Below are 25676 nucleotides of genomic sequence, written 5' to 3' on the forward strand. Positions count from 1 at the left end.
TCACCCAAGGACCACCCAAGGAGACAACCGCCATGAACATCCAAGGACAAGCAGCACTCGTCACCGGTGGGGCATCCGGCCTCGGTGAAGCCACCGCACGCGAACTCGCGCGGCTGGGCGCGAAGGTGGCTGTGCTCGACGTCAACGCCGCTCTCGCCGAAAAAGTTGCGGCCGAAATCGGCGGCATCGCCTGCGTCTGCGACATCACGCAAGCCGACAGCGTCACGGCGGCCCTCGACAAGGCCGAGGCTGCGCACGGCCCTGCTCGTATCCTCATGAACGTCGCGGGCATCGGCAGCGCCAAGCGCATCGTCGGCAAGGACGGCAATCCCGCACCGCTCGAAGACTTCGTGCGAGTGGTCAACGTCAATCTCATCGGCGCCTACAACATCAGCCGGCTCTACGCAGCGCGCTGCGCCAAGCTCGACCCGGTCGAAGGCGGCGAGCGTGGCGTGATGATGTTCACCGCATCGGTGGCGGCCTTCGACGGCCAGGTGGGCCAGCAGGCCTACAGCGCGTCAAAAGGTGGATTGGTCGGCATGACGCTGCCGATGGCGCGTGATCTTGCGCAGCACGGCATCCGCGTTTGCACCATCGCACCGGGGCTTTTCGCGACCCCGCTGCTCAAGGAACTGCCGGAACCGGTCCAGCAATCGCTCGCGGCTTCGATCCCCTTCCCGCCGCGCCTGGGCAAACCCTCGGAGTTCGCCGAACTGGCATGCCATATCGTGACCAACGGGCACCTGAACGGCGAAGTAATCCGCCTGGACGGCGCGCTTCGCATGGCCCCACGCTGACCAAGTCCCGAGTTTTTGTTAGCTACCCAAGGAGACAGTCCTCATGAACTTCAAGAAAGCAACCCTCGCTGCCGCGCTCGTGCTCGGCCTCTTCGGCGCCGCGCATGCTGACCTCACGGTCGGTGTCGTGCTGCCGCTCACCGGCCCGGCTTCGGGCCTGGGTATTCCGATGAAGAACCAGATCGCGCTGTGGCCGAAGACCATTGCGGGCGAAAACCTCAAGGTCGTCATGCTCGACGATGCGACCGATCCGACCACCGGCGTCAAGGACACCCAGCGCCTGGTGACGGAAGACAAGGTCGACGTCATCATCGGCTCGGCGGCTACGCCGGTGGCGATTCCGATGGCCGACGTGGCTGCGGAATCGGGCACGGTGCAACTCGCCGCATCGCCAGCAGGCCTGCCCCCCGGCAAGGACAAGTGGACTTTCCGCCTGCCGCAGTCGAACGACGTCATGGCCTACGCCGTGGTGCAGCACATGAAGGCACAGAAGATCAAGACGATCGGCTTCCTGGGCTACACCGACGCCTATGGCGAACTGTGGCTCAAGGCGCTGACTGCCGAAGCCGAGAAGAACGGCATGAAGATCGTCGCCGCTGAGCGCTTCGGCCGCGCCGACACCAGCGTCACCGCCCAGGTGCTCAAGCTCACGTCGGCCAACCCCGACGCCATCCTGATCGTCGCCTCGGGCAGCGGCGCCGGCATGCCGCAGAAGGCAGTGATGGAGCGCGGCTACAAGGGCAAGGTCTACCAGACGCACGCCGCCGCCACGCAGGATCTGATGCGCACCGCCGGCAAGGACGCTGAAGGCACCTTCGTTGTCTCGGGCCCCGCCACCGTCGCCGAGCAGCTGCCCGACAACCATCCGTCGAAGCAGGCAGCGGTCGCATTCGTTCAGCAGTACGAGAAGGCCTATGGCCCGGGCTCGCGCAACCAGTTCGCGGGCCACGGCGCCGACGCGCTCACGGTGCTCGAAAAGGCAGTTCCGATCGCGCTCAAGAAGGGCAAGCCCGGCACGCCTGAATTCCGCGCCGCGCTGCGCGATGCCATGGAGACCATGGGTCGCACCGTGCTCGCGCATGGCGTGCTCAACTGGACGCCCGACAACCACTGGGGCTACACGAACGAAACCGGCGTGATGCTCAAGGTGGTGAACGGCCAGTTCAAGGTCGACGCGCAACCCTGATCACGGACGAACTCGAGCGCAAGCCCCGCCATGGATTTCTCAATAGCCAGCATCCTGACGCTGGACGGACTCACGAACGGGGCGGTCTATGCGCTTCTCGGCATGGGCATCGTGCTCGTGTTCACCGTCACACGCGTCATCTTCATCCCACAGGGTGAGTTCGTCGCTTACGGCGCACTCACGCTGGCGATCTTCCAGACGGGCAAGGTGCCTGGCACGGTTTGGCTGCTGCTGATCCTTGCCGGAGTCGCCGCGCTCATGGACCTGGCGAGCACCTGGCGGCACCGCGGGCGGCTCGCGCCCGCTCTGGTGGCGGCTGTGCGCACGTTTGCCGTGCCTGCCGTCATCTGCGCCATCTCCGCATGGGCCGCGCCGCGCCAGCTTCCGCTTGCATTGCAGGCGCTGCTGACGATCTGCATCGTCACGGCGTATGGCCCGCTGGTCTATCGCGTCGCCTACCAGTCTCTCGCAGGCGCGAGTTCGCTCGTGCTGCTCATTGTCTCGGTCGGCGTGCACTTCGCGATGACTGGCCTCGGGCTGCTTTTCTTCGGCGCCGAAGGCTTTCGCAATCCGCCGTTCTGGGACGAGCGCTTTGCCATCGGGCCGCTCAATGTCAATGGCCAGGCGGTGATCATCTTCATCGCGTCTGCTGCCCTCATCGTGATGCTGTGGCTGTACTTCGAGCGCACCCTGTATGGCAAGGCGCTGCGGGCCACGGCCGTGAACCGCCTCGGCGCGCGCCTGATGGGCATTTCCACGCAGACCGCGGGGCAGCTCACCTTCGCGATGGCCGCATTGATCGGTGCGCTCTCTGGCTTGCTGATCGGACCGACGACGACGATCTTCTACGACTCGGGCTTTTTGATCGGGCTCAAGGGCTTCGTGGCTGGCGTCATCGCCGGGCTCGCGAGCTATCCCGGTGCGCTGATCGGCGCATTGGGGGTGGGCGTCATCGAATCCTTCGGCTCGTTCTGGGCCAGCTCGTTCAAGGAAGTGATCGTGTTCACCATCATCCTGCCGGTATTGCTCTGGCGTTCGCTGCGCAGCGGCCACTCGGATGAGGACCACTGATGAAAGCTCTCCCCCAGGCTTGCCCACTTCGTGTGGCCGCCACCCCCCGTCCGGGGGCAACCCCTGCGGCCCGGCAGAGCCGGTTCCGCGGGGTTTTTGGCCTCGGGCGCACCACTTGCGTCGCGGGCCAAGTCATCGCTTAGTGGAAAACTGATATGCAAGCTACGCTCAATCCACCGGCGACCGAGGCACCTCGCAAGAGCGGGCTGCGCACGTGGGGCCCTCTCGCGCTAGTCGTGTTCCTCGCGGTGCTGCCGCTGCTGCCGCTGCCGAATTTCTGGATCATCCAGCTCAATTACATCGGCATCTACACCCTGCCGGTGCTCGGGCTGGTGCTGCTCACCGGTGTAGGCGGGCTCACGTCCTTCGGGCAAGCAGCCTTCGTCGGCATCGGTGCCTACACAACCGCCTACCTGAGCGTGAACTACGGGCTGTCTCCCTGGCTCACGCTGTTCATCGGGCTTGCGCTCACGGGACTAAGCGCCGCGATCATCGGCGGCATCACGCTGCGGATGTCCGGGCATTACCTGCCGCTGGCGACCATTGCGTGGGCGCTCTCGCTGTATTACCTGATGGGCAATCTTGAGGCCCTCGGCAAGTACGACGGCATCCTGGGCGTCAAGGGTCTCACTCTCTTCGGCATCGAAGTTGGTCAGCAGCGGGTTTTCTATGCAGTGACCTGGACCTTTGCCCTGCTCGCGACTTTCGCGGTGATCCGCCTGCTTGATTCGCGCAGCGGCCGCGCCATTCGCGCGCTCGCGGGCGGTTCGCAAATGGCTGAAGCCATGGGCGTGAACACGCTGCGGCACAAGGTCGGCATTTTTGTGCTGGCCGCGATGCTGGCTTCGATCTCCGGCTGGCTCTTTGCGCACTTCCAGCGCACGGTCAACCCGTCGCCCTTCGGCATCAAGATGGGCATCGAGTACCTGTTCATGGTGGTGCTCGGTGGCGCGGCGCATGTCTGGGGCGCGATGGCGGGCGCCGGCGTGGTCAAGCTGCTCGAAGATCAGTTGCAGGTGCTGCTACCCAAGCTCATCGGCACGAGCGGAAGCTACGAGCTCATCGTGTTCGGCATCATGATCGTGCTGGTCCTCAAGTACCTGCCCGATGGGCTCTGGGACTTCGTCGACCGGCGCCTGCCGCGTGCGCCACGCCCCATCGACTGGAACGGCGCTGCGGATCTGCCGGCACGAACGAAGCCGGCCGCTGGCGACGTGGTGCTCGATGTCCAATCGATCCGCAAGACCTTCGGCGGCCTGGTGGCGGTGAACGACATCAGCTTCCAGACCCGCGCGGGCCAGATCGTCGGCCTGATCGGCCCCAATGGTGCTGGCAAGTCCACGACTTTCAACCTGGTGACGGGCGTGCTGAGCCTCACGAGCGGCGCGGTGAAATTTCGCGGCGAGGCCATCGGCGGGCTCTCGTCGCGGGCCATCGCCCAGCGCGGCGTCTCTCGCACTTTCCAGCACGTCAAGATGGTTCCGGACATGACGGTGCTGGAGAACGTCGCACTCGGCGGGCATCTGCGCGGCCACAAGGGCGCGGTTGCGGCGATGCTGCATGCCGATCGCGCCGAAGAACGCCAACTATTTCGTGAAGCCGAACGGCAACTGCAGCGCGTCGGCATGGGCGACTACCTGCAGGAACTCGCCGGCAATCTCGCGATGGGTCAGCAGCGCCTGCTTGAAATCGCCCGCGCGCTGTGCGCCGATCCGGCGTTGCTGCTGCTGGACGAACCCGCTGCCGGCCTGCGCCACAAGGAGAAGCAGGCGCTCGCCGATGTGCTGCGGACCTTGCGTGGCGAGGGCATGAGCATCCTGCTGGTCGAGCACGACATGGATCTCGTGATGGACATCTGCGACCACATCGTGGTGATGGAATTCGGTACTCACCTGATGGAAGGCACGCCGGCGGAAGTGCAGCAGAGCCCCAAGGTGCGCGCGGCCTATCTCGGAACGGAACACTGACATGACGACGCCCCTTCTGAGAATCAAGGACCTGCGCGCCGGCTATGGCCGCGCCGAGGTGCTGCACGGCATCGACCTGCAGGCGGGCGAAGGCAGCGTGGTGACCGTGATCGGCCCGAACGGCGCTGGCAAATCCACCTTGCTCAATGCGCTGATGGGCGTGCTGCCTTCCAAGGGAAGCATCGAGTTTCGTGGCCAGGCCATTGGTGGCCTGTCGCTCGAGGAACGCGTGATGCTCGGCGTCGCGCTGGTGCCCGAGAAGCGCGAACTCTTCGGCACGATGCCGGTGGAAGACAACCTCGTGCTCGGCGGTTTCCGTCAGGTGCGCCTCGGCAATCGCCAGTGGCGTGATCGCATCGACGAGGTCTACACCATCTTCCCGCGCCTGAAGGAGCGTCGCGCTCAACTCGCGGGCACGCTCTCGGGCGGCGAAAGGCAGATGCTGGCGGTGGGCCGCGCGCTGATGTCGCGGCCAGCGCTGCTGATGCTCGACGAACCCAGCCTCGGCCTGGCGCCGCTCGTGGTGCAGGAGATCTTCCGCACCGTGACCGCGCTGCGCCAGACGGGCGTGACGATCCTCCTTGTCGAGCAGAACGCACGCGCAGCCCTCGAAGTCGCGGATCACGGGTACGTGCTCGAGATGGGCAGCGTGAGCGTCGAAGGCGAAGCGCGCCAACTCGCCGGCGATTCGCGTGTGATCGACACCTATCTTGGCGCCAAGCGCGCCTGAGAACCGCGGCGCAAACCAGCGCCATAGCCGGAGACGCATGATGGATGCACGAAAAGGCCTGTCGATCTGCGCGATCGCACTCGCTTGCGCCCTATTGGCAGCCGCCTGCGCGAGCCCGGGGCACCCTGGTCGTGCCTTGCCGCAGCTCACCTCCGCAAAGCCCGGCGCGCTGTTGTCGTGCGCCGACTTGGCGAACAAGGCTGCAATGCAAGGAACGGTCTATACGCAAGTCACGTCGGTCCCAGCCGGCGCGCTCACTGTCGGCAATGCCACGGTACCCGCGCCCGCTCATTGCCTGGTGCAGGGCCGCATGAACGATCGGGTCAGTCCGGTCGACGGCAATCGATATGCAATCGGCTTCGAGATGCGCCTCCCGCTCGAATGGAACGGCCGCTTTTTCTACCAGGCGAACGGCGGGCTCGACGGTGTCGTGATTCCGGCCGTCGGCGGCATTGGTGGCGGTGGGCCCACGAGCACTGCGCTACAGATGGGATTCGCCGTCATCAGCTCGGATGCGGGGCATGCAGGTTCTCTCGGCCCGCGCTTCGGCATCGACCTGCAAGCACGGCTCGACTACGGCTACAACGCGGTCGCACAGCTCACCCCCATGGCCAAGAACCTGATTGCGAAGGCATATGGCCGCGGACCGGATCGCTCGTATTTCGGCGGATGCTCGAACGGCGGCCGGCACGCGATGGTCGCAGCTGCACGGTCGCCAGGCCAATACGACGGCATCATCGCCGGTGACCCGGGCTACAACCTGCCTCGGGCCGCTGTCGCGCAGCTCTATGGCGCACAGCAGTACGCAAAGGTGGCCGCTGCGACGTCCGCAGGCCAGCCCGATCTGCAGACCGCTTTCACGCCTGCGGAACTGAAGCTGGTTGCAGACCGTGTACTGGCGCGCTGCGATGCGCTGGATGGGCTCGCGGATGGAATCGTCGCTGACGTGAAGTCATGCAAATCGCGCTTTCACCTCGAAAACGACGTACCCACGTGCATCGGCGCCCGAGACGGGCAATGTCTCACCAGCGCGCAGAAGACCGTGTTGTCCAGCGTGTTTGCCGGTGCACACAACAGTTTCGGAAAACCGATCTACAACACCTTTCCGTTCGATGCCGGAATCAGCGGGAGCAACTGGCGCGAGTGGAAGTTTGCCAGTCCGGCAACCCGCGACGCCGGCGCGGTCGCCTTCATCTTCGCGTCGCCGCCGATGGCGGATCGCCCGGCCGGACTGCCCTTCGCGCTCGGCTTCGACATGGATACGGACGCACCCACCATCTACGCGAGCAGCGGCATCTACAGCGAATCGGCCATGTCCTTCATGCCGCCGCCAGAGCCGGACAACCTTGCGGTACTGCGCGAGCGCGGCGCCAAACTGATCGTCTATCACGGCACGAGCGACCCGGTGTTTTCGTCCGACGACACGGCCGAGTGGTACGAGCGACTGCAGGTGGCGAACGGCGGAGATGCCTCGGCCTTCGCGCGCTACTTTCCCGTGCCCGGAATGAACCATTGCGCCGGTGGTCCGGCCACCGACCAGTTCGACATGCTGACGGCGCTGGTGGGCTGGGTCGAGCAAGGCCAGGCGCCCGCGCGGGTAGTTGCGAGCGCGCGCGGCCCTGGCGCCGCGACGGCTAATCCCGAAGCGCCAGCCGGATGGTCGCCGCACCGTACGCGTCCACTGTGCCCCTATCCGCAGGTTGCGGCCTACACGGGCGGCGACATCGAAACCGCCGCCAGCTTTGCATGCCGCGCGCCTGCCCATTGAAGACATCGCCATGAACTACCAGCCACGCCCCGACGATGTGGGCTTCGTTTTGAACGCCGTACTGGGTGCCGTTCCGCGGTTGGGCGCCCTGCCGCCCTTTGCAGAATTCGACCTTGCGCTGCAAACGCAAGTGCTCGACGAAGCCGGCAAGTTCGTCGCCGAAGTCATCGCGCCGCTGAACCGTGGTGGCGATGAAATCGGCTGCCGCATGGTCGATGGTCAGGTCGTCACGCCGCCGGGGTTCCGCGACGCCTATCGCGCCTTTGTCGAGGCCGGCTGGCCTGCACTCTCAGCCGCGGCTGAAGACGGCGGACAGGGCTTGCCTGCCGTGCTCGAAGCGGTGCTCTTCGAATGGCTGAGTGCCGCGAACCACGGCCTCACGATGGCGCCAGGGCTATTGCACGGCGCATACGAGTGCCTCAAGCATCACGGCAGCGACGAGTTGAAGCAACGCTATCTCTCGAAGATCGCCACCGGCGAATGGCTGGCCACGATGTGCCTGACCGAAGCCCATGCAGGCAGCGATCTGGGTCAGGTGCGCACGCGCGCAGTGCCCGTTCTGGACGGTAGCTTCCTGGTGTCGGGCAGCAAGATTTTCATTTCCGGCGGCGATCACGATCTCTCGGACAACATCGTTCACCTGGTGCTCTGCCGCCTGCCCGACGCGCCGGCAGGGCCGAAGGGCCTGTCGCTGGTGCTGGTGCCAAAGGTCCTGCCCGACGGATCGCGCAATGGCGTTCATTGCGAGCGCATCGAGGAAAAGATGGGCCTGCACGGCAGCTCGACCTGCGTCATGCGCTTCGATGAAGCCATAGGCTGGATGATCGGAGATGCGAACCGAGGTCTCGCCGCGATGTTCGTCATGATGAACGCGGCGCGCCTGCATGTCGCATTGCAGGGGATCGGCCTGCTTGATGCAGCCTGGCAGAAGGCGGATGCCTATGCACACGAGCGGCGGCAAATGCGCGCGCCTGGCCCCGCGCCGGTCAGCCGCGGCGGCGAACCATCGGACCTGGTCGCTGAACATCCGGCCATTCGCCGCATCCTCGACACCCAGCGTGCCTGGATCGACGGGGCGCGCCTGATCGCCTATCGCACCGCCGTGCAACTCGACGTCGCGCGCCACGACGCAGATCCCAAGGCACGCGAACGCGCACAGCGCTGGTGTGCGCTCATCACGCCCGTCCTCAAGGCTGCCTGCACGCAGCAGGCCTTCTACGGCGCAAGCGAATGCCTGCAGGTGTTCGGCGGGCATGGTTATGTGCGCGAATGGGGTATCGAGCAAATCGTGCGTGATTCTCGCGTGACCATGATCTACGAAGGCACCAACGAGATCCAGGCTATCGACCTGCTGGTGCGCAAGGTGCTCGCCGATGGCGGCGCGGGGATGTCGGCGCTGCTGGTCGAATTGCGTGACGAGCTGGAAGCGGCCCGCGAAGTCGATGCCGACGTGCAGCGAAGGCTGGCGCAGCTTCGTTATCTCACGACCACCATCGCCATGGCGGCGCAGGCTGACACCACGTTGTCCTACGAGGTGGCCGATGACTATCTGAGGATCGTCATGCTCACCCTGCTGGCATGGGCATGGGCTCGCATCGAAAGCGCTTCGCCCGACGACGCTCGCTGGTCCGCTTCGGCGGCGGCGTTCCGTCGCTGGGTGTTGCCGGAATTCGAGATGCGCCTCGGGATCGTCAAGCGCGCCTGCGAAGCGGTCACCGCGCGAGTTGTCGCCTGAGAATCGCCACTCGAAGCTCGAAGACAGTTACGCTTGCGCCATGGCAGTTTCCCGAAAGAAGCCCACTTCCGACATCCATGCCCGTGCCCACGCTCAGCGGCCTGACACACTGGATATCCGAATGCTAGAGACACTCGTCGGCTACAACGCTCGGCGCGCATGGCTGGTCGTGAGCCAAGTGTTCGCGGAGCGCATGGCAGCCTATGGACTGAAGCAGGTCGACTTTTCGGTCCTGTCGCTCATCGCGCACAATCCCGGCGCCACTTCGAGGCAGTTGTGTTCGACGCTCGACATCCTGCCGCCCAATCTGGTGAGCCTCATTGCTGCAATGGACAGCCGCGGGCTCATTGAGCGCAGGCCGCATCCGCATGACGGCCGCGCCATCGGCCTCTACCTCACGCCCGCCGGCGAAGACTTGATTCGCGAGGCAGAGCAAACGGTCATGCAACTCGAAGCTGACGCCAGCGCACGGCTCACCCCCCGCGAGCGCGAAACGCTGATCCGGTTGCTCCAGAAGATCTACCACTAGCCGCAGCCGCGAGCCACAGCGCCCGTGCAGGCCTAGAAGCGTTCCGTCAGGCGCAGCACGTCGTAGGCCGCGTCAGCGATCAATGAAGGATTCGGGTAGTAGAGCTCGCCATTGAACTCATGACGCGAAAACGCCGATCGCGCCTGGATATAGCGAGTCCGCGCCGATTGAAATGCCTGTCGCCGCCAACTGGGCTGCAGCGATTCAATGCGTGACCAGTGCGCGGGCGTCAATGTAGGGCTTTGCGGATTCGGCGCCGTGCGCTCCAGCAGCAGAAGTTCGCGCGCCTCGCGCATCAGTGGATCAAGCTCTCGATACCTGTCTCGCCGACGCGCAAGCACGTTGGACAGAAACGTTGCGGCAAACAAGCTGAGCAGGGCCAGACCGATTCCAAAATCGATGGTGATCATTCAGTCAGAGAGGAAGTCGGTGGCAGGAGCTTGTCACCAGAATTTCCACCAGGGCGTGGAAGCGCGACTCGATGGTGCTGGCGGCAGAGTTTGCAGCCCGGTATCGCGGATCCTGCGGCGCTGCTCGGCCTCGAGGGCCTGCGCCATGCGATGGGCGAGCTGGTCGCCCTGCATCGCGCGCAGCCGCCATCCCGATGCGAGGTTATGAAGCTCTTCATCCTCGAGAGATCCGGGCGACTGCGACGGGGCGGACATGCCGAAATTCTGCACATGCCCGAGCCGCGCCGCAATCGTAGAGGTTTGCATTACATCGGCAGCCCGATACCCCCCGGCGGACCGCCTACTTCATCGCGCTCCGCACGACGGCGGGAAGCGCTCCCCCCGCGGTCAGACGCGCTCGAGGATGACCGCGATGCCTTGCCCGACGCCGATGCACATCGTGCATAGCGCGTAGCGACCGCCGCCCTTGTGAAGTTGGTTCACAGCCGTCGTTGCGAGCCGCGCGCCGCTGGCGCCGAGCGGGTGGCCCAGCGCGATCGCGCCGCCGTTGATATTCACACGCGCATCGTCGTCCTTGAGGCCCAGGAGCCGCAATACGGCCAGCCCTTGTGCGGCGAAAGCTTCGTTGAGTTCGATCACGTCGATCTGGTCGATCTTGAGGCCCGTCAGCTTGAGCACCTTCTCGGTCGCAGGCGCCGGGCCGATGCCCATGATGCGCGGCGGCACGCCGGCCGTCGCCATGCCGACCACGCGAGCGCGCGGCTTGAGACCGTACTTGGCAGCACTGGCTTCGTCAGCGAGCAGCAACGCGGCCGCGCCATCGTTCACGCCGCTGGCGTTGCCGGCGGTCACGGTGCCGTCAGGGCGCACGACGCCCTTGAGCTTGGCCAAGGCTTCCAGGCTGGTGTCGCGCGGATGCTCGTCCTTCGAGACGATGATCGGATCGCCCTTCTTCTGCGCGACCGTGACCGGCACGATCTCGGCGTCGAAGAAGCCTGACTTCTGCGCGGCAATGGCACGCTGCTGCGAGGCGAGCGCCATCCGGTCCTGCGCTTCGCGCTCGATCTTGTAGTCGGTGGCGACGTTCTCGGCCGTCTCGGGCATGGAATCCACGCCGTACTGCGCCTTCATCAGCTTGTTGACGAAGCGCCAGCCGATGGTGGTGTCATACACCGCGTTCGCGCGGCTGAAGGCACTCTCGGCCTTCGGCATCACGAAAGGCGCTCGGCTCATGCTTTCGACGCCGCCGGCGATCATCAGGCCCGCCTCGCCGGCCTTGATGGCACGCGCGGCGCTGCCGAGCGCATCCAGGCCCGATCCGCACAGGCGGTTGATCGTGGCGCCGCCGAGTTCGAGCGGCAAGCCCGCCAGCAGCGCCGACATGCGCGCCACGTTGCGGTTGTCCTCGCCGGCCTGGTTGGCGCAGCCATAGAGCACGTCGGTGACGGCTTGCCAATCGACGTTCTTGTTGCGCTCCATGAGCGCCTTGAGCGGCACGGCGCCGAGATCGTCGGCGCGCACGCTGGCGAGCGAACCGCCGTAGCGGCCAAAGGGGGTGCGAACGGCGTCGCAGATGAAGGCTTGGTTGGTCATGATGATGTGTCTCTTCGTCGATTCAGATGGCGATCGGCAGGCCGACCAGTTTTTCGAGTTCGACATGCTCGAGGCCGTCGACCTTGTCGATCAGCTTCAGCCCCGTCGGCGTGCATTCGAGGGTAGCGAGATCGGAATACACCCGCTTGACACAACCGATGCCAGTCAGCGGGTAGGTGCACTTTTCGACGATCTTGCTCTCGCCCTTCTTGGTGAGCAGATCCATCATGACCCATGTCTGCTTGGCGCCGATGGCAAGGTCCATTGCCCCGCCGACCGCCGGGATGGCACCTTGCTCTCCGGTGCTCCAGTTCGCGAGATCGCCGGTCGACGAGACCTGGAAGGCGCCCAGCACGCAGATGTCGAGATGGCCGCCGCGCATCATCGCAAAGCTGTCGGCATGGTGAAAGTACGCCCCGCCGGGCAGCAGCGTGACCGGCTGCTTGCCGGCATTGATCAGGTCATAGTCTTCCTGGCCTTCAGCAGGCGCCGGGCCCATGCCCAGGATGCCGTTTTCGCTGTGCAGGATGACTTCACGGCCGGCGGGCAGGTGATTGGCGACCAGCGTGGGCTGACCGATGCCCAGATTGACGACGGCCCCGTCGAAGATGTCCTGCGCGACGCGCGCTGCGAGCTGGTCCTTGGTGCGGCGTTGGTAGTTGCTCATGGTCATGCTGCCTTCTTGAAGCCGCCGGCCTCGGTGGCGACGCGCTCGATCTTGACGATCCGGTTGACGAAGATGCCCGGCGTGACGATGGTCTCGGGGTCCATTTCGCCGAGCTCGGCGATCTCGTGCACGGTGGCGATCGTCCGGTCGGCTGCCATGGCCATCACCGGGCCGAAGTTGCGCGCGGCCTTGCGATACACGAGGTTGCCCCAACGGTCCCCCTTCTCGGCCTTGATCAATGCCACGTCACCGCGAATGGGGTATTCGAGCACGTACTGCTTGCCGTCGATTTCGCGCGTTTCGCGGTCGCCTGCCAGTTGCGTGCCATAACCCGTGGGGCAGAAGAAGGCGCCAACGCCAGCTCCCGCGGCACGGATGCGCTCGGCCAGATTGCCCTGCGGCACGAGTTCCAGTTCGAGCTTGCCGGAGCGATAGAGCTCGTCGAACACGTAGCTGTCGGCCTGGCGGGGGAAGCTGCAGATGATCTTGCGAACGCGTCCGGCCTTCAGGAGAGCCGCAAGGCCGGCTTCGGCGTTGCCAGCGTTGTTGTTGACGACGGTGAGGTCCTTGGCCCCTTGTTCGATCAGGCCGTCGATGAGCTCGTTGGGAATGCCGGCGGTGCCGAAGCCGCCGATCAGCACTGTGGCGCCATCCTGGATGCCGGCCATGGCATCAGCGATCGAAGGCGCGATCTTGTTGATCATGAATTCTGTCTCCGGGGAAGAAAAAGAAGCCGAGTGAAAGGTCGAACGCGCCGGCTGCGATTTTTTGCCAATTTGTTCGATACGCGAACAGTTGTTCGTATAATGAATTCTAGAGAAGATCACCACCCATGGCAACCCATCGGAAACACCCCGTTGCACCCGCACCCGGCGACAGCTACGTGCAGTCCTTCGCACGCGGTCTCCAGGTTATTCGTTCGTTCAGCGCCAACACGTCGCGTCAGACGCTCAGCGAAGTTGCCGCCGCGAGCGGACTCACCCGCGCGGGGGCGCGCCGCATCCTGCTCACACTACAGACGCTCGGGTATGTCCACAGCGACGGAAAGCATTTCACACTCACGCCGCGCATCCTGGACCTGGGCTTTGCCTACCTGTCGTCGATGCCGATCTGGAACCGCGCCGAGCCGGTGATGGAAGCGCTCGTGCAGCAGGTGCAGGAGTCCTGCTCGGCGGCCGTGCTCGACGCCACCGATATCGTCTACGTTCTGCGCGTGCCCACGCACAAGATCATGCGCATCAGCCTCGGAGTGGGCTCTCGCCTGCCGGCCTACTGCACCTCGATGGGCCGCCTCCTGCTCGCAGACCTCGAAGACCAGGAAATCCGGGACAGGCTCGCCGCCTCCACGCGCGAGGCTTTCACCAAGCACACGCTGACTGACGTGGACGCACTTTTCGCGAAGGTACTTCAGGCGCGGAAGCAGGGATGGTGCCTCGTCAACCAGGAGCTCGAAGAAGGACTGGTTTCGATCGCAGCGCCCATCGTGGATCGCGCAGGCCGCGCGGTCGCGGCGCTCAACATCAGCGGCCAGGCCAACCGGACGAGCGCAAAGGTGATGCAGGACACCATGCTGCCGGGGCTGCTCGCCTCGGCCGCGGAGATATCGCGGCTTCTCTGAGGCCCTCTGAAGCCCCGGTCAGGCGTCTGACCGAATGCCTCGCATCAGAATCACGCCGCCCAGCTGTGCGGTGTCGCTGCGCATGCGGTAGCCCAGCGCCTGCGGGGTACCGCCTTGCGCCTGCCATCCTGCGGCGAGCAAGCGCGCCTTTACATCCGGCGACCGAACGACCTCCGCCAGCGCCGCGTTCAGCTTGGCGACCGCTGTCTGCGGAAGCGTCGCAGGCGCAGCGAGTGCGGTCCAGATCTCGAGATCCGCGCCCCGGACATTGGCTTCACGCAAGGTCGGCAATTCGGCAAACAGCGGGCTTCGATCGGGCGAAGTCACCCCCACGGCCTTCAGCTTGCCTGATTTCACATGCGGCTTGGCCAGCCCCGGCGGCAGAAGCGCCAGTTGAATCTGCCCCGCAAGCATCGCGTTGATGACCTGAGGATTGCCGGTGAAGGGCACGTGCTGCGCGGTGATGTTGGTTCGGCTCTTGAGCAGTTCCATGCCCAGGTGGCCCACCGTCCCGACCCCGGGAGTCCCATACTTTCCCGCGCTGCTGAGGTTGCGCGCCCATAGGAGCAACTCCTCGGCGTTGGTGCCGGCAGCGTCGCCTGAAACGGCGAGTACCAGAGGCGCAGTGCCGATCAGGCTCACCGGCGCGAAGTCCTTCTCCGGATCGAACGGGGTGTTGGGGTTCAGGAGCTTTGCGATCGTGAGATTGCCGTTGATCAGCGCGCCGATGGTGTGGTCGTCACGCGCCTTTGCCACCTGATCGGCTGCGAGGTTGCCGCTCGAACCCGGCCGGTTTTCCACCAACACAGGTTGCCCGAGAAGCTTCGAGAGCGGTTCCGCCACCGCGCGCGCTGCAAGGTCCGGCGAAGCACCGGCCGGAAATCCGACGAGGATGCGGATGGGCTTCGAGGGCCAAACGGGCGGCGCGGCCAGACTCGGCGCGGTGCGCGTGCGGGAAGCGTCGTCCGCCCATGCGCCGGTCGTACAGAGCGATGCTGCAAAGGTCTGCAGAAGGCGGCGTTTGGTGATCATCGAATGGCGGGTTAATCGAGTTACAGAACGTTACGCGAGCTCGCTCCCGTATGCAAGTCAGCCCAAATGCTTCGTTTCGCCAGGGTCGCCCTGAGAATTCAACCTTTCACTGAAGTCAACACAGCCATGCCCGACATCGCAGTCTTTGGCAGTCTCAATATGGATCTGGTCGTCCGCGTGCCGCGCATTCCGGCGGCAGGAGAAACCCTGCACGCGCATTCATTCATGACCACACCTGGCGGCAAGGGCGCCAATCAGGCAGTCGCCTGCGCGCGACAGGGCGCGAAGGTCGCCATGATCGGCCGGGTGGGCGATGACGACTTCGGCATGGCTTTGAAGGCGTCCATGTCCAGCGACGGCATCGACGTGACCCACGTCGCCACGGCCGCCGCCTCGACGGGGGTGGCGCTGATCATGGTGGACGACAGCGCTCAGAACCGCATCTCCCTGATTTCGGGCGCCAACGCTTGCGTGAATGCCGAAGACGCGCGGCGATGGGCATTGGATTTCGCGCCCGCGAAACTCCTGTTGCTTCAACTCGAGGTCCCCATGGAGGCCGCTTCAGACGCAGCAGCACTCGCGCATGGGGCCGGTGTGACGGTGGTGCTGAACCCTGCACCGGCCCGTCAGTTGCCTGATTCGCTGCTTCAGCAAGTGGGCATCCTCGTGCTGAATGAAACCGAGGCCACCCTCCTGAGCGGCATCGCCGTGAAGGATCTGGGCAGCGCCGCGCGCGCGGCCAAGGTGTTGCTTGAGCGAGGGCCCGTCCACGTGATCCTCACGATGGGCGCCGAGGGCGTCATCGCTTGCGACGCTGCAGGTTGCCGGCACTTCGAGGCACTCGAGGTGAATGCCATCGACACCACGGCCGCCGGCGACACCTTCATCGGCGCGCTGTGCGCCGCACTCGCGAGAGGCGACGCGATCGACGCGGGCATCGCCCTGGGCATCCAGGCGGCGGCCGTGTGCGTGACCCGAGCCGGCGCCCAGGCTTCCATTCCGTACCGGCACGAACTCTCGGGGCTGCCGCCGGTAGGCCGTCCGCGGACGCTCATTCCTTACTAGATGCCCGGCTTGACCGCGGTGAATTCGGAGAAGATGCCAAGTTCGGCGTTCCGCTTCACATCGACAAAGCCGGCCGTACGCAGTGCGTCCATCACGGATGCCGGTGCGATGCAGGCCTCGATCGTGTCCCAGTAATAGCGCCAGAGTTCGGCCGTATCGTGCTGGTGCGCGACCACCTTGGCAATGACTGGCACCACGCCCCGCATGTACGCCTTGAGCACGGCAGTGCCGATGCGACCGCTGGGCTTGCTGATTTCGAGAACCAGCAGCCGGCCACCCGGCCTCAGCACACGAAAGAACTCCGCGAAAGCCGCATTCACGTCGGCAATATGGCGCAGCGCATAGCCCATGCTGATGAAATCGCTGCTCGCATCAGGGCGAGGCAATGCCTCCGCGCGCCCGCGAACGAGTTCCACGCCTGGCAACTTCACTTCTCCCATCATCCCGGGGCTTGGATCGACGCCGACCAGCCTGCCTTGGGGACCAATGAGGGTGAGCGCTTCGCGCGCGACCAGCCCGGTGCCGATGCCGACGTCCAGCACCTCCGCGCCTTTGGAGAGGCCCGCCCGCTGGAGCGCCGAACGCCGATACCAAGGGCCCGAGCCCAGCGCCAGCACACGCTCGATCCGGTCGTAGTCGGGCGCCGTGTCATCGAAGATGCGGCGAAGGAACTGCTGATGCTCGGCTTCGTCTCCGTAGTAGGCCGGCAGCGGGACGTGAGGCGCGAGCACCTCGGCTTGCAAGTCGGCATCCTCCTTGCGCCCGCCATGACGACCCTGGTGTTCAGCAGATTGCACGTTCGCGGTTTCCATGACTTCGGGTCCTCCTTCGAATCCCTGGCGGCGATTGTGACCCAGTGATTGACGCGGGGATTGATGCAGGGATCGACCCTAAGATTTACCCGGCACCGGCCCCATCACCAGATCGGGCAACGCAGTGGAGATGCCTGGGAAGACACAGATCAGGAACACCGCCACGAACATCAGCAGCACGAAGGGCAGGACGCCCCAGATGATCTCCGACAGCGCAATGTCCGGCGCGATGTTCTTGATCACGAAGATGTTGAGCCCGACCGGTGGATGAATCAATCCGGCTTCCATCACGATCGTCATCAGGATGCCGAACCAGATGAGATCGAACCCCGCAGCCTTCAAAGGCGGCAGGAAGATTGGCGCCGTCATCAGGATGATGCTCACGGGCGGCAGGAAGAACCCCAGCACGATCACCAGCACCAGGATGGCCGCGAGCAGCAGCCACTTCGACAAGTGAAGCGCGACGATCCAGCTCGCCATCGACTGGCTGATGTGCAGGTAGCTCATCACGTATGAAAAAAGCAGCGACATGCCGATGATGAACATCAACATGGTCGATTCCTTGATCGTGGCCGCGAGGATCGGCGCAAGATCCCTGATGCGCCACACGCCATAGATCACCGCGATGAGCAGCAGCGCCAGAAGCCCGCCAAGGCCGGCCGTTTCCGAAGGCGTGGCAAAGCCGCCGTACAGCGCCACCATCACGCCGATGAGCAGCACCACGAACGGCACCACGCGCGGCAGCATCTCGAACTTCTGCCGCAGGCTGAAGTGCTCGTCATCGAGCAACGCCGATGTGCTGCCGTCGCGTTCGAATGCACGCCTGGCGCGGCCATACTCCTTCCGGTAGTTGAGCATCGCGTAGCCCGCGAAGAGCGCCACCAGCAGCACGCCCGGCCCGATGCCCGCCAAAAATAGGCGTCCCAGGGATTGCTCGGCCGCAACCGCGTAAAGAATCATCGTGATCGACGGCGGCAGCAGGATTCCGAGCGTGCCCCCGGCCGCGATGATGCCGGCCGCAAAGCCCGGCGAGTAGCCTCGCTTGCGCATCTCCGGAATGCCGGCACTTCCGATGGCCGAACAGGTCGCGGGGCTCGATCCGGCCATGGCGGCAAAGAGCGCGCAGGCGAATACGTTGGCGATGCCCAGGCCGCCGGGCACCTTGTGCATCCACACGTGCATCGCCGCGTACAGATCCTGTCCCGCTCGTGAACGGCCGATGGCCGCCCCTTTCAGAATGAAAAGCGGAATCGACAACAGCGTGATGCTCGACATCTCCTCATAGACGTTCTGCGTCACCGTATCAAGCGACGATCCCGGCATGAAGAAGGCCATGAACAGCACGGCAACCGCGCCGAGGGCAAACGCGATCGGCGTTCCCGAAAACATCAGCAACAGCGTCGCGACGCCGAACAGGAGCCCCAGCGCGAGCATCGACATCAATGCACCTCTGCTCCGCTGGCGGTCCGGTTCACAACCCGGTTGATGCTGGCGCAAAGCTGCACCAGCAGTTGCAGCGTGAGCAGGCTCATGCCGAGAGACATCAGCCCATAGGGAATCCACAAGGGCGGCGCCCAAGAAGACGATGACGTCATGCCATCGACCCATGCCTCATGCAACAGGGTCCACGATTTCCACGCGAAGAAGCCGCAAAAGGCCAGGCTGACGAAATCGATCACCACCATTCGCACGCGATTCGCGGCCGCCGACAACTGGGAGCTGATGGCCTCGATCCCGATATGCCCACGAATCGACTGCACGAACGCGCCGCACATGAACGTCATGCCGACCAGGCAGAACACCGCGGCCTCGTCCTGCCAGTCGGTGGACGCTTTCATGAAGTAGCGCGACACCACGCTGTAGGTAAGCACCACCGAAGCGGCCAGGAGCGCAAGCATGCCGAGGGCCATCGCGATGCGATTGACCGCTTGCAGTGCGCGCGCCAGCGGCAGCAGCACGCGCGGCGTGGCCGGATCGATCGGTATGCCGAGCCCGAGTGGCGCAGGCTGCAGCGCGCCGCTCACAGAAGCTTCTGCGCGGCCGTCAGCAACGCCTTGCAAGACGCGTTGCGCTCGCCGTAGTCCTTCCAGGCAGTCTCGCGTGCGATGACCTGCCACTTCTTCATCGTCGCATCGTCGATGTCGAAGACCTTCGCGCCAGCCTTGGCATAGACCTCGGCGGCGAGCTTGTCGTCGGCGCGTGCCGAGTCGATGGCGAACTTCTCCTGCTCGGCACCAGCGGCCATGATGATGTCCTGCTGCGGTTTCGGCAGCTTGGCAAAGACATCCTTGGACATCATGAGCGGCTCGAACATGAACCAATAGGCCCTGTTGCGGCCGCTCGTCAAGTTCTTCGCGATCTCTTCGAGCTTGAAAGAGATGAAGCTGGTCGACGAAGTCATCGCGGCATCCATCGCGCCCGTTTGCATCGCGGCGTAGATCTCGTTGGATGGCAGCGTGATCACCGAAGCGCCTGCCGCCTTGAGCATCATGTCCATCTCGCGGCTGCCGCCACGCACCTTCTGGCCCTTGGCATCCTCAGGCGCCACCAGCGGAGCGGTGCGGCTCGCGACGCCGCCGGCCTGCCAGATCCAGCTCAGCACGATGACGCCTTTGTCGTCGAGCATTTTCGAGAGCAGCTTGCCGACTTCGGCGGTCTTCCACGCCGCGCCGACTTCATAGCTCGGCACAAGTGCGGGCATCAGGCCAATGTTGGTTTCGGGCACTTCGCCGCCGGCATACGACAACGGGACCAGCCCGATGTCGAGCGCGCCCTTTCGGAGCGCGGAAAACTGAGAGTTGGTCTTCATCAGCGAAGAGCCGGGGTAGATCTCCGCCTTCAGCGCGCCATTGCTGCGCTTTTCGATGTCAGCGGCGAAGCGACGGCACAGCCGATCACGGAAGTCACCCTCGGTCAGCGTCCCACCGGGAAACTGATGCGAGATCTTGAGAGTGCTCGACTGCGCACCGGCGCGGCCAGTTATCGCCAAAAGTGACGCCGCTGCCGCGGCGGACAGGACGTCGCGTCGTTTGAAGTTCATAGCGTGTGTCTCCAGTTGCCGTCTTTGCGCGGCGCCAGACATACACCTTATTGGCGATGGCGCAGCGGCGCCCTCGGTGTTATCCATGACATTCCGCCGCCCAGACGCGCCGCGGTCGACCGGGCACCCGTCACTTCACCGCGTTCGGCTCCAGCACGAAATCGAACTTCAACGTATGGAAAGGGGTTGCCTGCACAGTGCCGTCCGGCGCGACGCCTGCCGCATGCGACACGAAATCGCCAATGAGCGAGCTGCGCACCCCAAAGACCGCGTCACTGTCGAGATACTCGTCGCCGTCCCTGAACACATGCGTGATGAGGGTTTCGTAGCCCGGCGCCTGGATCATGAAGTGAACGTGGGCCGGCCGCCACGGATGCCGCTTGGTGGCGCGCAGCATGTCGCCCACCGGGCCGTCCGTCGGGATCGGGTACGCCACCGGCATGACGCCGCGGAACCACAGCAATCCCTTGTCGTCCGTGCGGAACACGGCGCGTCCCTGCGGAACGTCCAATCCGGCGCGCTGAACGTCGTAGAAGCCTTCCGCATCCGCCTCCCAGACGTCCACCTGGGCATTGGCGACCGGCTCTCCGTCTCGGCCACGCACCGTGGCGTTCACGAACAGGGGCTCACCTTTGGCGCCGCCAGAGATGTCGGCGCCGAGTTCAAGGTGAGGGGCGCCGTGTACATGGAAAGGGCCGAACACCGTCGCCTCGGTCGCCTGCGCGCTCTTCGCATGGTTGAGCGCCACCGTGAGCATCGACAGCCCCAGCGTGTCCGACAGCAGAATGAACTCCTGCCGCTTGTCGCTGCACTTCTGCCCGGTCGCCGTCAGGAACTCGATGCCGGCTGCCCACTCGGCTTCCGTCAGGCGCACTTCGCGCGCGAAGTCATGCATATGGCGCACCAACGCCGACATGATCTCCTTCAGCCGTGCGTTCGGGGTGCCGGCGATGCGTTCGAGCACCGCGGCGGTGATGGTGTTTTCATTGATGTTTCGCATGGGGATGGAACTCCAGGTCAGAGGAACGGGCCAACGATTCGACGCGCTTCGCCCCGATGCGGTCGAGCACCACGAGGCGCCGCTGGGTGGGGAACAGCGACCAGCCCCAGCGCTGCTGCGCGAAGCCCCACAGTCCCTGTTTGAAGAAGATGGTGACGACGATCGCGAGAAGGCCGAGGCCCAGCAAATACCAGGTCCCGTAGTCGCTCAGGAATTTGTTGAGCGCCCAGAAAATCACGGCACCCACGAGGGGCCCCTCGATGCGGCCGATCCCGCCGATCACGACCATGAAAATCGCGAAGGCAGTCCAGTTCACGCTGAAGGCGGCATCAGGGCTGATGCGCAGGTTGCCGACAAAATAGAGCGCGCCCGCCAGTCCGGCGCCGAAGGCAGCGACCACGTATACCGCGAGCTTCATGCGCGCCACCGGAATGCCCTGCGATTCCGCCGCCACCTCGTTGTCGCGGATGGCGAGCAAGGCAAGGCCGCGTTTGCTCCGCAGAAACAGATAGACCAGCGCGATCGCCGCCACCACGCACGCCAACGCCATCCAGTACGTGACACTCTCGCGCGTCGCCTTCTCGATGCCGCGCAGCGCCGTCAGCGTCGTGCCCGACCCACCACCCACCGCTGAAACGTTCGCGAAGCTGAGCCGGAACACTTCGGCGATGACCCAGGTGCCGATGGCAAAGTAGCCGCCCGACAGCCGAAACGCGACAAACGAAACCGGCACTGCGATCAACCCCGCGGCGATCGCACCCAGCGGAATCGCGATGAAGGGGTTGAGCCCCGCGAAGTTGCCCAGCATCAGCATCACGTAGCCGCCGAAGCCGAAGAACGCTTGCTGCCCGATGCTCACCATGCCTCCGTATCCCGCGAGTAGGTTCCACATCATCGCGAAGATGAAGTAGCAGGCGATCTCGACGAATTCGCGCATCCAGCTCGATTCGCCCCACAGCGGCAGGCTTGCGGCCAGCACCACAAGCGCCACCGCTGCCCAAAGCGCAGAGCGGCTGACGGCCGTGCTGCGAACCACGTTGAAATTGTTGGTCATGACAGGTTCCATGGTGTCCGTACTCAGCCGCGCGTCTTCGGAAAGAGCCCTTGAGGCCGCAACACCAGCACCAGCAGAAACACCAGATGGCCCATCCAGATGCCCCAGCCTGGATCCAGCCTGAAGCCGATCTGCTGCGTAATGCCCAAGATCATCGCGCCCGCGAGCGTGCCCCAGAACGAGCCCATGCCGCCGATGATCACCGCCTCGAAGGCAAAGAGCAGCAGCAGTGGTCCATCCGATGGCGACACTGTGGTCCGCATGCCTTGCAGAGCGCCAGCGATGGCGATCAGCACGAAAGCGATGGCCGTGGCCAGCGCATAGACCTTCTTTGCGTTCAGGCCCATCAGCTCGGCGATTTCCCTGTCGTCCGACACGGCGCGAAAGGAGCGACCGAGCGAGGTATTGGCGAAGAGCCATTGGAGCGCCCCCGTCGCAACCAGCGCGACCGCGAGCACGATCAGCGGCAGGACGCCGACCGACAGCGACTCACCCAGTTGCAAGCCCTGCGTGCTGAGTCCTCCGGTCTCGATCGAGCGCGGATCGGCCGAGAACAACTCGAGCAGCAGGTTCTGGATCACGATCGACAAGCCGAAGGTCACCACCAGCGAGGGCAATGGGTCCTTGCCCAGCGTGCCGTTGAGCACATAGCGCTGCAAGGCATAGCCGAAGCCGAAGGCAATCGGCAGCACCGCCAGCGAGATCAGCAGCGGAGCGTCGCCGAAAAGCGTGACGCCGCCGATGACGGCGAATGCGCCGAGGATGATGAAGTCCCCCTGCGCGGTATTCGTAAGGCGCATGACGCCGAACATCAACGACTGCCCCAGCGCAAACAAGGTATAGAGGCCGCCGAGCAGCACGCCCTGGACAATGGTTTCAAGCACGGGATGTCTCCTCGCTCACATGCCGAAGTAGGCCTGCGAAATCTGCTCGCGCGTGATCGAATCCGAGCGGCCCTGGAGCGACACGCGACCCTCCTGCAGGCAATAGATGCGTTGGGACACGCGCTGCGCCATCGTCACGTCCTGCTCGACGATCACCACGGTCATGCCCTCTCGCGTGATGGCGGGCATCGCAGCGTAGATCTCGCGGATAACGATCGGCGCGAGGCCCAGCGACAACTCGTCGCACAAGAGCACTTCCGGATTGCTCATCAGCGCGCGGCCGAGCGCCACCATCTGCTGCTGGCCGCCCGAGAGTGCCGTGCCGGGGTTATGTCGCTTCTCCGCCAGGATCGGAAACAGGGCATAGAGACGCTGCAGGTTCCATGGCCCCTTGCGGCCCGTGAGGCCGCCGATCTGCAGGTTCTCCTCGACGCTCAGGCTCGGAAAAAGACGCCTGCCTTCCGGAACCATGGCCAACCCGCGCTTCACGACGTCGCCCGGTGGCAAGCCGCCGATTGCTTCGCCCTTGAATTGCACCGCCTCACGCGGCGCACGCACGAGCCCCGTCAGGCACTTGAGCAAAGTCGACTTCCCTGCGCCGTTCGATCCGATGATCGCCACCAGTTCGCCTTGCGAAAGCTTGAAGTCGACGCCGAACAGCGCCTGGGCATCGCCGTAGAAGGCCTTGAGACCGTGGGCTGCGAGCAGTGCGGTCATGGCTTCATGCCTCCATCCCCATGTACACGCGCCGAACCTCTGGGTCGTTCATCACCGCGCGCGGCTCACCCTCCGCCAGCTTCTGCCCGAAGTTGATGACGAAGAGCCGGTCGGCCAACGACAGAAGCGCGTGCACCACGTGCTCGATCCAGATCATGGTCACGCCGCGCGCCTTGATCTGCTGCAGTTCCTCGACGAGTTGCTTCGCCTCGGGTTCGGTGAGCCCGCCCGCAATCTCATCGAGCAGCAGCAGCTTTGGCCGCGTGGCCAACGCACGCGCGAGTTCGAGGCGCTTGCGGTCGAGCAGCATGAGCCCGCCCGCGGGCTTGTTCGCGTGCGGCATCAGACCCGTCTGCGCCAATACTTCATGCGCCGTCTGCCAGGCATCCTGCTCGCGCTCCTGCGCGCCGAAGCAGGCTGCGGTCACGAGGTTCTCGAACACGCTCATGTTGCCGAAGGGCTGCGGCACCTGATAGCTCCGGCCGATGCCCGCATGGCAACGCTGGTGCGGCTTGAGCGTGGTCACGTCGTGCCCTTCGTACTCGACACGCCCGGCATCCACACGAACATCACCGGAGATCAGGTTGAACAGCGTCGTCTTGCCTGCACCGTTTGGCCCAAGGATGCCAAGCGTCTCGCCTTCGGTCACGGAGAGCGTGATGTCGTCCATCACCTTGAGCGCGCCATAGGACTTGCTGACGGCATGAAGGGCAAGCAGGGTCATGGCTTTTTCATGCCGGCATGGGGCGCAGGGTTCCGCCGACGGGGATGTTCGGCGCACCTTCGTTGCTCACGATGGTGAGCTCGTGCTTGTACTTCGTGCCTTTGCCCCACTGGCCGAGCACCAGTGGCGTCTTGCTGACGTTCTTGAACGGACCTTGGCCGCCCCACTTCACCGGGCCGACCACGGTCGTGAGCGTCGTCGCCGCGACAGCGTCGCGCACGTCCGATGCCTTGTCCGACTTGGCCCGTTTGAGGGCATCGGCAGCGACCTCGAACAGTGCATGCGCGAACCCGACGGGCTGCGTCCACTGCTTCTTCGTGCCGGCCTCGTAGGCATCGGCCAGCGCCTTGGCGCTCTGCTTGGTGAGGCTCGACGTGAAGGGATGAGAAGGGCTCCACCACACCTCCGTCGACAGGCCGTCGCCCAGATCGCCAAGCGCGTCGATGGCGCCCGGGAAAAGCAGCGCCTTGCCCAAGGTGATGATCTTCGGACGAAATCCCTGCTGCCTCGCCTGCGTGAGGAAAGTCTTTGCATCGGGCGGGATCACCACGCCCGTGACGATCTCCACATTGCCACCCTTGAAGGCCGCGATCTGCGCGCTGAAGTCCTGCGTGCCATTCTGGAAGCGGCCCGGATCGATGAGCGTGAAGCCCATCTGCGACAGCGGCTTCGGAAAGCCGAGTTCCTTGTCGCCCCATGCATTGCCGTCGCCATCGTTCGGAAACAGCCCGCCCACCTTCTTGTTGGTCTGCAGCGATTTCCAGCCGGTGGTGTAGTTGGCGATGACGTCCTCCAGGCCCCAGAAGAGGTGATAAGTCCAGTTGAAGCCCTTGGCCGGGTCGCCCTTGCGTCCAAAGAACCAGGGCTGCCAAGGGACGACCGTCGAAATGCAGGGCAGCTCATTGAGCTCGCACGCATCGCTCACCGGATTCGCTGTCTCGGGCGTTCCGGCGGTGAGCACCAGCGCGACCTTGTCCTTGAGGATCAAGTCGTTCGCGACCTCGCCCGCGCGGTTGGGGTTCGACTGGCTGTCCTTCAGCACGATCTGCACCGCGTACTTCCTGCCGCCAACGCTGATGCCGTCCTTGAAGGCCGTCTTCATCTGGTCGATGACCCACTTGTCCGCCTCACCAAAAGGTGCGAGCGGGCCCGTCTGCGGCGACACATAGCCGATCTTGATCGTGTCGGCGGCAAACACCAACGGCGCCGTGCCGGTGGCCGCCAAGGCGGCCGCGGCCTGGGTGAACTGTCTGCGATTCAATGACATGGTCGTCTCC

Annotated in this window: 26 protein-coding genes; 10 read left to right on the top strand and 16 right to left on the bottom strand. The window is 64.6% G+C overall.

Annotation, left to right across the window (positions count from 1 at the left end):
* Positions 1-32: 32 nt before the first annotated feature.
* From AC1DMA_RS09350 to AC1DMA_RS09385, 8 genes are all read left to right on the top strand, one after another.
* The gene (locus AC1DMA_RS09350; RefSeq protein ID WP_478124777.1) at positions 33-797 is read left to right on the top strand and encodes an SDR family NAD(P)-dependent oxidoreductase; all 765 of its coding nucleotides are present in this window, start codon (positions 33-35) and stop codon (positions 795-797) included.
* 43 nt (positions 798-840) lie between these two features.
* Entirely contained in the window at positions 841-1983 is a 1143-nt protein-coding gene (locus tag AC1DMA_RS09355; protein ID WP_478124778.1) for an ABC transporter substrate-binding protein, read from the top strand.
* Between the two features lie 30 nt (positions 1984-2013).
* A complete protein-coding gene (locus tag AC1DMA_RS09360; RefSeq protein WP_478124779.1) occupies positions 2014-3054 on the top strand; it encodes a branched-chain amino acid ABC transporter permease in 1041 nt (346 codons plus the stop codon).
* 155 nt (positions 3055-3209) lie between these two features.
* A complete protein-coding gene (locus AC1DMA_RS09365; protein ID WP_478124780.1) occupies positions 3210-5021 on the top strand; it encodes a branched-chain amino acid ABC transporter ATP-binding protein/permease in 1812 nt (603 codons plus the stop codon).
* Position 5022: 1 nt separating this feature from the next.
* Positions 5023-5751 (top strand): ABC transporter ATP-binding protein, encoded by a 729-nt coding sequence (locus AC1DMA_RS09370; RefSeq protein WP_478124781.1) that lies wholly within the window; start codon positions 5023-5025, stop codon positions 5749-5751.
* Between the two features lie 40 nt (positions 5752-5791).
* On the top strand, positions 5792-7519 hold the full coding sequence (locus tag AC1DMA_RS09375) for a tannase/feruloyl esterase family alpha/beta hydrolase (RefSeq protein WP_478124782.1): 1728 nt from the start codon (positions 5792-5794) through the stop codon (positions 7517-7519).
* Positions 7520-7529: 10 nt separating this feature from the next.
* Positions 7530-9254, top strand: coding sequence for an acyl-CoA dehydrogenase family protein (locus AC1DMA_RS09380; protein WP_478144014.1), 1725 nt, complete (start codon positions 7530-7532; stop codon positions 9252-9254).
* A gap of 121 nt (positions 9255-9375) precedes the next feature.
* Positions 9376-9783: a MarR family winged helix-turn-helix transcriptional regulator gene (locus AC1DMA_RS09385; protein ID WP_478124784.1), complete on the top strand. Its 408-nt coding sequence runs from the start codon at positions 9376-9378 to the stop codon at positions 9781-9783.
* A 32-nt stretch (positions 9784-9815) separates the two neighbouring features.
* On the opposite strand, the gene AC1DMA_RS09390 is transcribed toward AC1DMA_RS09385, so the two are convergent.
* The 5 genes from AC1DMA_RS09390 to AC1DMA_RS09410 all read right to left on the bottom strand — a co-directional run bounded on the left by AC1DMA_RS09390 (position 9816) and on the right by AC1DMA_RS09410 (position 13157).
* Positions 9816-10193, bottom strand: coding sequence for a hypothetical protein (locus AC1DMA_RS09390; RefSeq protein ID WP_478124785.1), 378 nt, complete (start codon positions 10191-10193; stop codon positions 9816-9818).
* 33 nt (positions 10194-10226) lie between these two features.
* Positions 10227-10448 carry a hypothetical protein gene (locus tag AC1DMA_RS09395; protein WP_478124786.1) on the bottom strand — a complete coding sequence of 74 codons (222 nt, stop codon included), beginning with the start codon at positions 10446-10448 and terminating at the stop codon, positions 10227-10229.
* A 132-nt stretch (positions 10449-10580) separates the two neighbouring features.
* Positions 10581-11786: a 3-oxoadipyl-CoA thiolase gene (pcaF, locus tag AC1DMA_RS09400; protein WP_478124787.1), complete on the bottom strand. Its 1206-nt coding sequence runs from the start codon at positions 11784-11786 to the stop codon at positions 10581-10583.
* A 22-nt stretch (positions 11787-11808) separates the two neighbouring features.
* Positions 11809-12453, bottom strand: coding sequence for a 3-oxoacid CoA-transferase subunit B (locus tag AC1DMA_RS09405; protein ID WP_478125273.1), 645 nt, complete (start codon positions 12451-12453; stop codon positions 11809-11811).
* A gap of 2 nt (positions 12454-12455) precedes the next feature.
* Positions 12456-13157 carry a 3-oxoacid CoA-transferase subunit A gene (locus tag AC1DMA_RS09410; protein WP_478124788.1) on the bottom strand — a complete coding sequence of 234 codons (702 nt, stop codon included), beginning with the start codon at positions 13155-13157 and terminating at the stop codon, positions 12456-12458.
* Between the two features lie 128 nt (positions 13158-13285).
* On the opposite strand from AC1DMA_RS09410, the gene AC1DMA_RS09415 reads away from it, so the two are divergent.
* Entirely contained in the window at positions 13286-14071 is a 786-nt protein-coding gene (locus tag AC1DMA_RS09415) for an IclR family transcriptional regulator domain-containing protein (RefSeq protein WP_478124789.1), read from the top strand.
* A gap of 18 nt (positions 14072-14089) precedes the next feature.
* Here the strand turns inward: AC1DMA_RS09415 and AC1DMA_RS09420 are convergent, their stop codons facing one another.
* Entirely contained in the window at positions 14090-15103 is a 1014-nt protein-coding gene (locus AC1DMA_RS09420) for a Bug family tripartite tricarboxylate transporter substrate binding protein (protein WP_478144015.1), read from the bottom strand.
* Positions 15104-15229: 126 nt separating this feature from the next.
* On the opposite strand from AC1DMA_RS09420, the gene rbsK reads away from it, so the two are divergent.
* A complete protein-coding gene (rbsK, locus tag AC1DMA_RS09425) occupies positions 15230-16168 on the top strand; it encodes a ribokinase (protein ID WP_478144016.1) in 939 nt (312 codons plus the stop codon).
* Here the strand turns inward: rbsK and AC1DMA_RS09430 are convergent.
* From AC1DMA_RS09430 to AC1DMA_RS09475, 10 genes are all read right to left on the bottom strand, one after another.
* Entirely contained in the window at positions 16165-16980 is an 816-nt protein-coding gene (locus tag AC1DMA_RS09430; RefSeq protein WP_478144017.1) for a class I SAM-dependent methyltransferase, read from the bottom strand. The genes rbsK and AC1DMA_RS09430 overlap by 4 nt on opposite strands.
* 78 nt (positions 16981-17058) lie before the next feature.
* A complete protein-coding gene (locus tag AC1DMA_RS09435; protein ID WP_478124793.1) occupies positions 17059-18420 on the bottom strand; it encodes a TRAP transporter large permease in 1362 nt (453 codons plus the stop codon).
* Positions 18420-19004: a TRAP transporter small permease gene (locus AC1DMA_RS09440; protein WP_478144018.1), complete on the bottom strand. Its 585-nt coding sequence runs from the start codon at positions 19002-19004 to the stop codon at positions 18420-18422. Before AC1DMA_RS09440 ends, AC1DMA_RS09435 begins: the two co-directional genes overlap by 1 nt.
* Positions 19001-20020: a TRAP transporter substrate-binding protein DctP gene (dctP, locus tag AC1DMA_RS09445; RefSeq protein ID WP_478144019.1), complete on the bottom strand. Its 1020-nt coding sequence runs from the start codon at positions 20018-20020 to the stop codon at positions 19001-19003. Before dctP ends, AC1DMA_RS09440 begins: the two co-directional genes overlap by 4 nt.
* A 130-nt stretch (positions 20021-20150) precedes the next feature.
* Positions 20151-21020 carry an intradiol ring-cleavage dioxygenase gene (locus AC1DMA_RS09450; protein ID WP_478144020.1) on the bottom strand — a complete coding sequence of 290 codons (870 nt, stop codon included), beginning with the start codon at positions 21018-21020 and terminating at the stop codon, positions 20151-20153.
* The gene (locus AC1DMA_RS09455) at positions 21004-22074 is read right to left on the bottom strand and encodes a branched-chain amino acid ABC transporter permease (protein ID WP_478124797.1); all 1071 of its coding nucleotides are present in this window, start codon (positions 22072-22074) and stop codon (positions 21004-21006) included. Before AC1DMA_RS09455 ends, AC1DMA_RS09450 begins: the two co-directional genes overlap by 17 nt.
* A gap of 23 nt (positions 22075-22097) precedes the next feature.
* Positions 22098-22958 carry a branched-chain amino acid ABC transporter permease gene (locus AC1DMA_RS09460; RefSeq protein WP_478124798.1) on the bottom strand — a complete coding sequence of 287 codons (861 nt, stop codon included), beginning with the start codon at positions 22956-22958 and terminating at the stop codon, positions 22098-22100.
* A 15-nt stretch (positions 22959-22973) separates the two neighbouring features.
* Positions 22974-23675, bottom strand: coding sequence for an ABC transporter ATP-binding protein (locus AC1DMA_RS09465; protein WP_478144021.1), 702 nt, complete (start codon positions 23673-23675; stop codon positions 22974-22976).
* 4 nt (positions 23676-23679) lie between these two features.
* Positions 23680-24399, bottom strand: a complete 720-nt coding sequence (locus tag AC1DMA_RS09470) for an ABC transporter ATP-binding protein (RefSeq protein ID WP_478144022.1) — start codon at positions 24397-24399, stop codon at positions 23680-23682.
* 7 nt (positions 24400-24406) lie between these two features.
* Positions 24407-25666 carry an ABC transporter substrate-binding protein gene (locus AC1DMA_RS09475; protein ID WP_478144023.1) on the bottom strand — a complete coding sequence of 420 codons (1260 nt, stop codon included), beginning with the start codon at positions 25664-25666 and terminating at the stop codon, positions 24407-24409.
* Between the last annotated feature and the right edge of the window lie 10 nt (positions 25667-25676).

The organism is Variovorax sp. 05N34, from assembly GCF_056397405.1.

Bases quoted from the DNA above. Each gene is read 5' to 3' on its own strand.
- AC1DMA_RS09455 (WP_478124797.1), bottom strand. From the start codon at position 22,074: ATGACCAACAATTTCAACGTGGTTCGCAGCACGGCCGTCAGCCGCTCT.
- AC1DMA_RS09415 (WP_478124789.1), top strand. From the start codon at position 13,286: ATGGCAACCCATCGGAAACACCCCGTTGCACCCGCACCCGGCGACAGC.
- AC1DMA_RS09360 (WP_478124779.1), top strand. From the start codon at position 2,014: ATGGATTTCTCAATAGCCAGCATCCTGACGCTGGACGGACTCACGAAC.
- rbsK (WP_478144016.1), top strand. From the start codon at position 15,230: ATGCCCGACATCGCAGTCTTTGGCAGTCTCAATATGGATCTGGTCGTC.
- AC1DMA_RS09430 (WP_478144017.1), bottom strand. From the start codon at position 16,980: ATGGAAACCGCGAACGTGCAATCTGCTGAACACCAGGGTCGTCATGGC.
- pcaF (WP_478124787.1), bottom strand. From the start codon at position 11,786: ATGACCAACCAAGCCTTCATCTGCGACGCCGTTCGCACCCCCTTTGGC.
- AC1DMA_RS09420 (WP_478144015.1), bottom strand. From the start codon at position 15,103: ATGATCACCAAACGCCGCCTTCTGCAGACCTTTGCAGCATCGCTCTGT.
- AC1DMA_RS09380 (WP_478144014.1), top strand. From the start codon at position 7,530: ATGAACTACCAGCCACGCCCCGACGATGTGGGCTTCGTTTTGAACGCC.
- AC1DMA_RS09475 (WP_478144023.1), bottom strand. From the start codon at position 25,666: ATGTCATTGAATCGCAGACAGTTCACCCAGGCCGCGGCCGCCTTGGCG.
- AC1DMA_RS09365 (WP_478124780.1), top strand. From the start codon at position 3,210: ATGCAAGCTACGCTCAATCCACCGGCGACCGAGGCACCTCGCAAGAGC.
- AC1DMA_RS09435 (WP_478124793.1), bottom strand. From the start codon at position 18,420: ATGTCGATGCTCGCGCTGGGGCTCCTGTTCGGCGTCGCGACGCTGTTG.
- AC1DMA_RS09375 (WP_478124782.1), top strand. From the start codon at position 5,792: ATGGATGCACGAAAAGGCCTGTCGATCTGCGCGATCGCACTCGCTTGC.
- AC1DMA_RS09385 (WP_478124784.1), top strand. From the start codon at position 9,376: ATGCTAGAGACACTCGTCGGCTACAACGCTCGGCGCGCATGGCTGGTC.
- AC1DMA_RS09470 (WP_478144022.1), bottom strand. From the start codon at position 24,399: ATGACCCTGCTTGCCCTTCATGCCGTCAGCAAGTCCTATGGCGCGCTC.
- AC1DMA_RS09395 (WP_478124786.1), bottom strand. From the start codon at position 10,448: ATGTCCGCCCCGTCGCAGTCGCCCGGATCTCTCGAGGATGAAGAGCTT.
- AC1DMA_RS09370 (WP_478124781.1), top strand. From the start codon at position 5,023: ATGACGACGCCCCTTCTGAGAATCAAGGACCTGCGCGCCGGCTATGGC.
- AC1DMA_RS09405 (WP_478125273.1), bottom strand. From the start codon at position 12,453: ATGAGCAACTACCAACGCCGCACCAAGGACCAGCTCGCAGCGCGCGTC.
- AC1DMA_RS09350 (WP_478124777.1), top strand. From the start codon at position 33: ATGAACATCCAAGGACAAGCAGCACTCGTCACCGGTGGGGCATCCGGC.
- AC1DMA_RS09450 (WP_478144020.1), bottom strand. From the start codon at position 21,020: ATGCGAAACATCAATGAAAACACCATCACCGCCGCGGTGCTCGAACGC.
- AC1DMA_RS09355 (WP_478124778.1), top strand. From the start codon at position 841: ATGAACTTCAAGAAAGCAACCCTCGCTGCCGCGCTCGTGCTCGGCCTC.
- AC1DMA_RS09390 (WP_478124785.1), bottom strand. From the start codon at position 10,193: ATGATCACCATCGATTTTGGAATCGGTCTGGCCCTGCTCAGCTTGTTT.
- AC1DMA_RS09465 (WP_478144021.1), bottom strand. From the start codon at position 23,675: ATGACCGCACTGCTCGCAGCCCACGGTCTCAAGGCCTTCTACGGCGAT.
- AC1DMA_RS09410 (WP_478124788.1), bottom strand. From the start codon at position 13,157: ATGATCAACAAGATCGCGCCTTCGATCGCTGATGCCATGGCCGGCATC.
- dctP (WP_478144019.1), bottom strand. From the start codon at position 20,020: ATGAACTTCAAACGACGCGACGTCCTGTCCGCCGCGGCAGCGGCGTCA.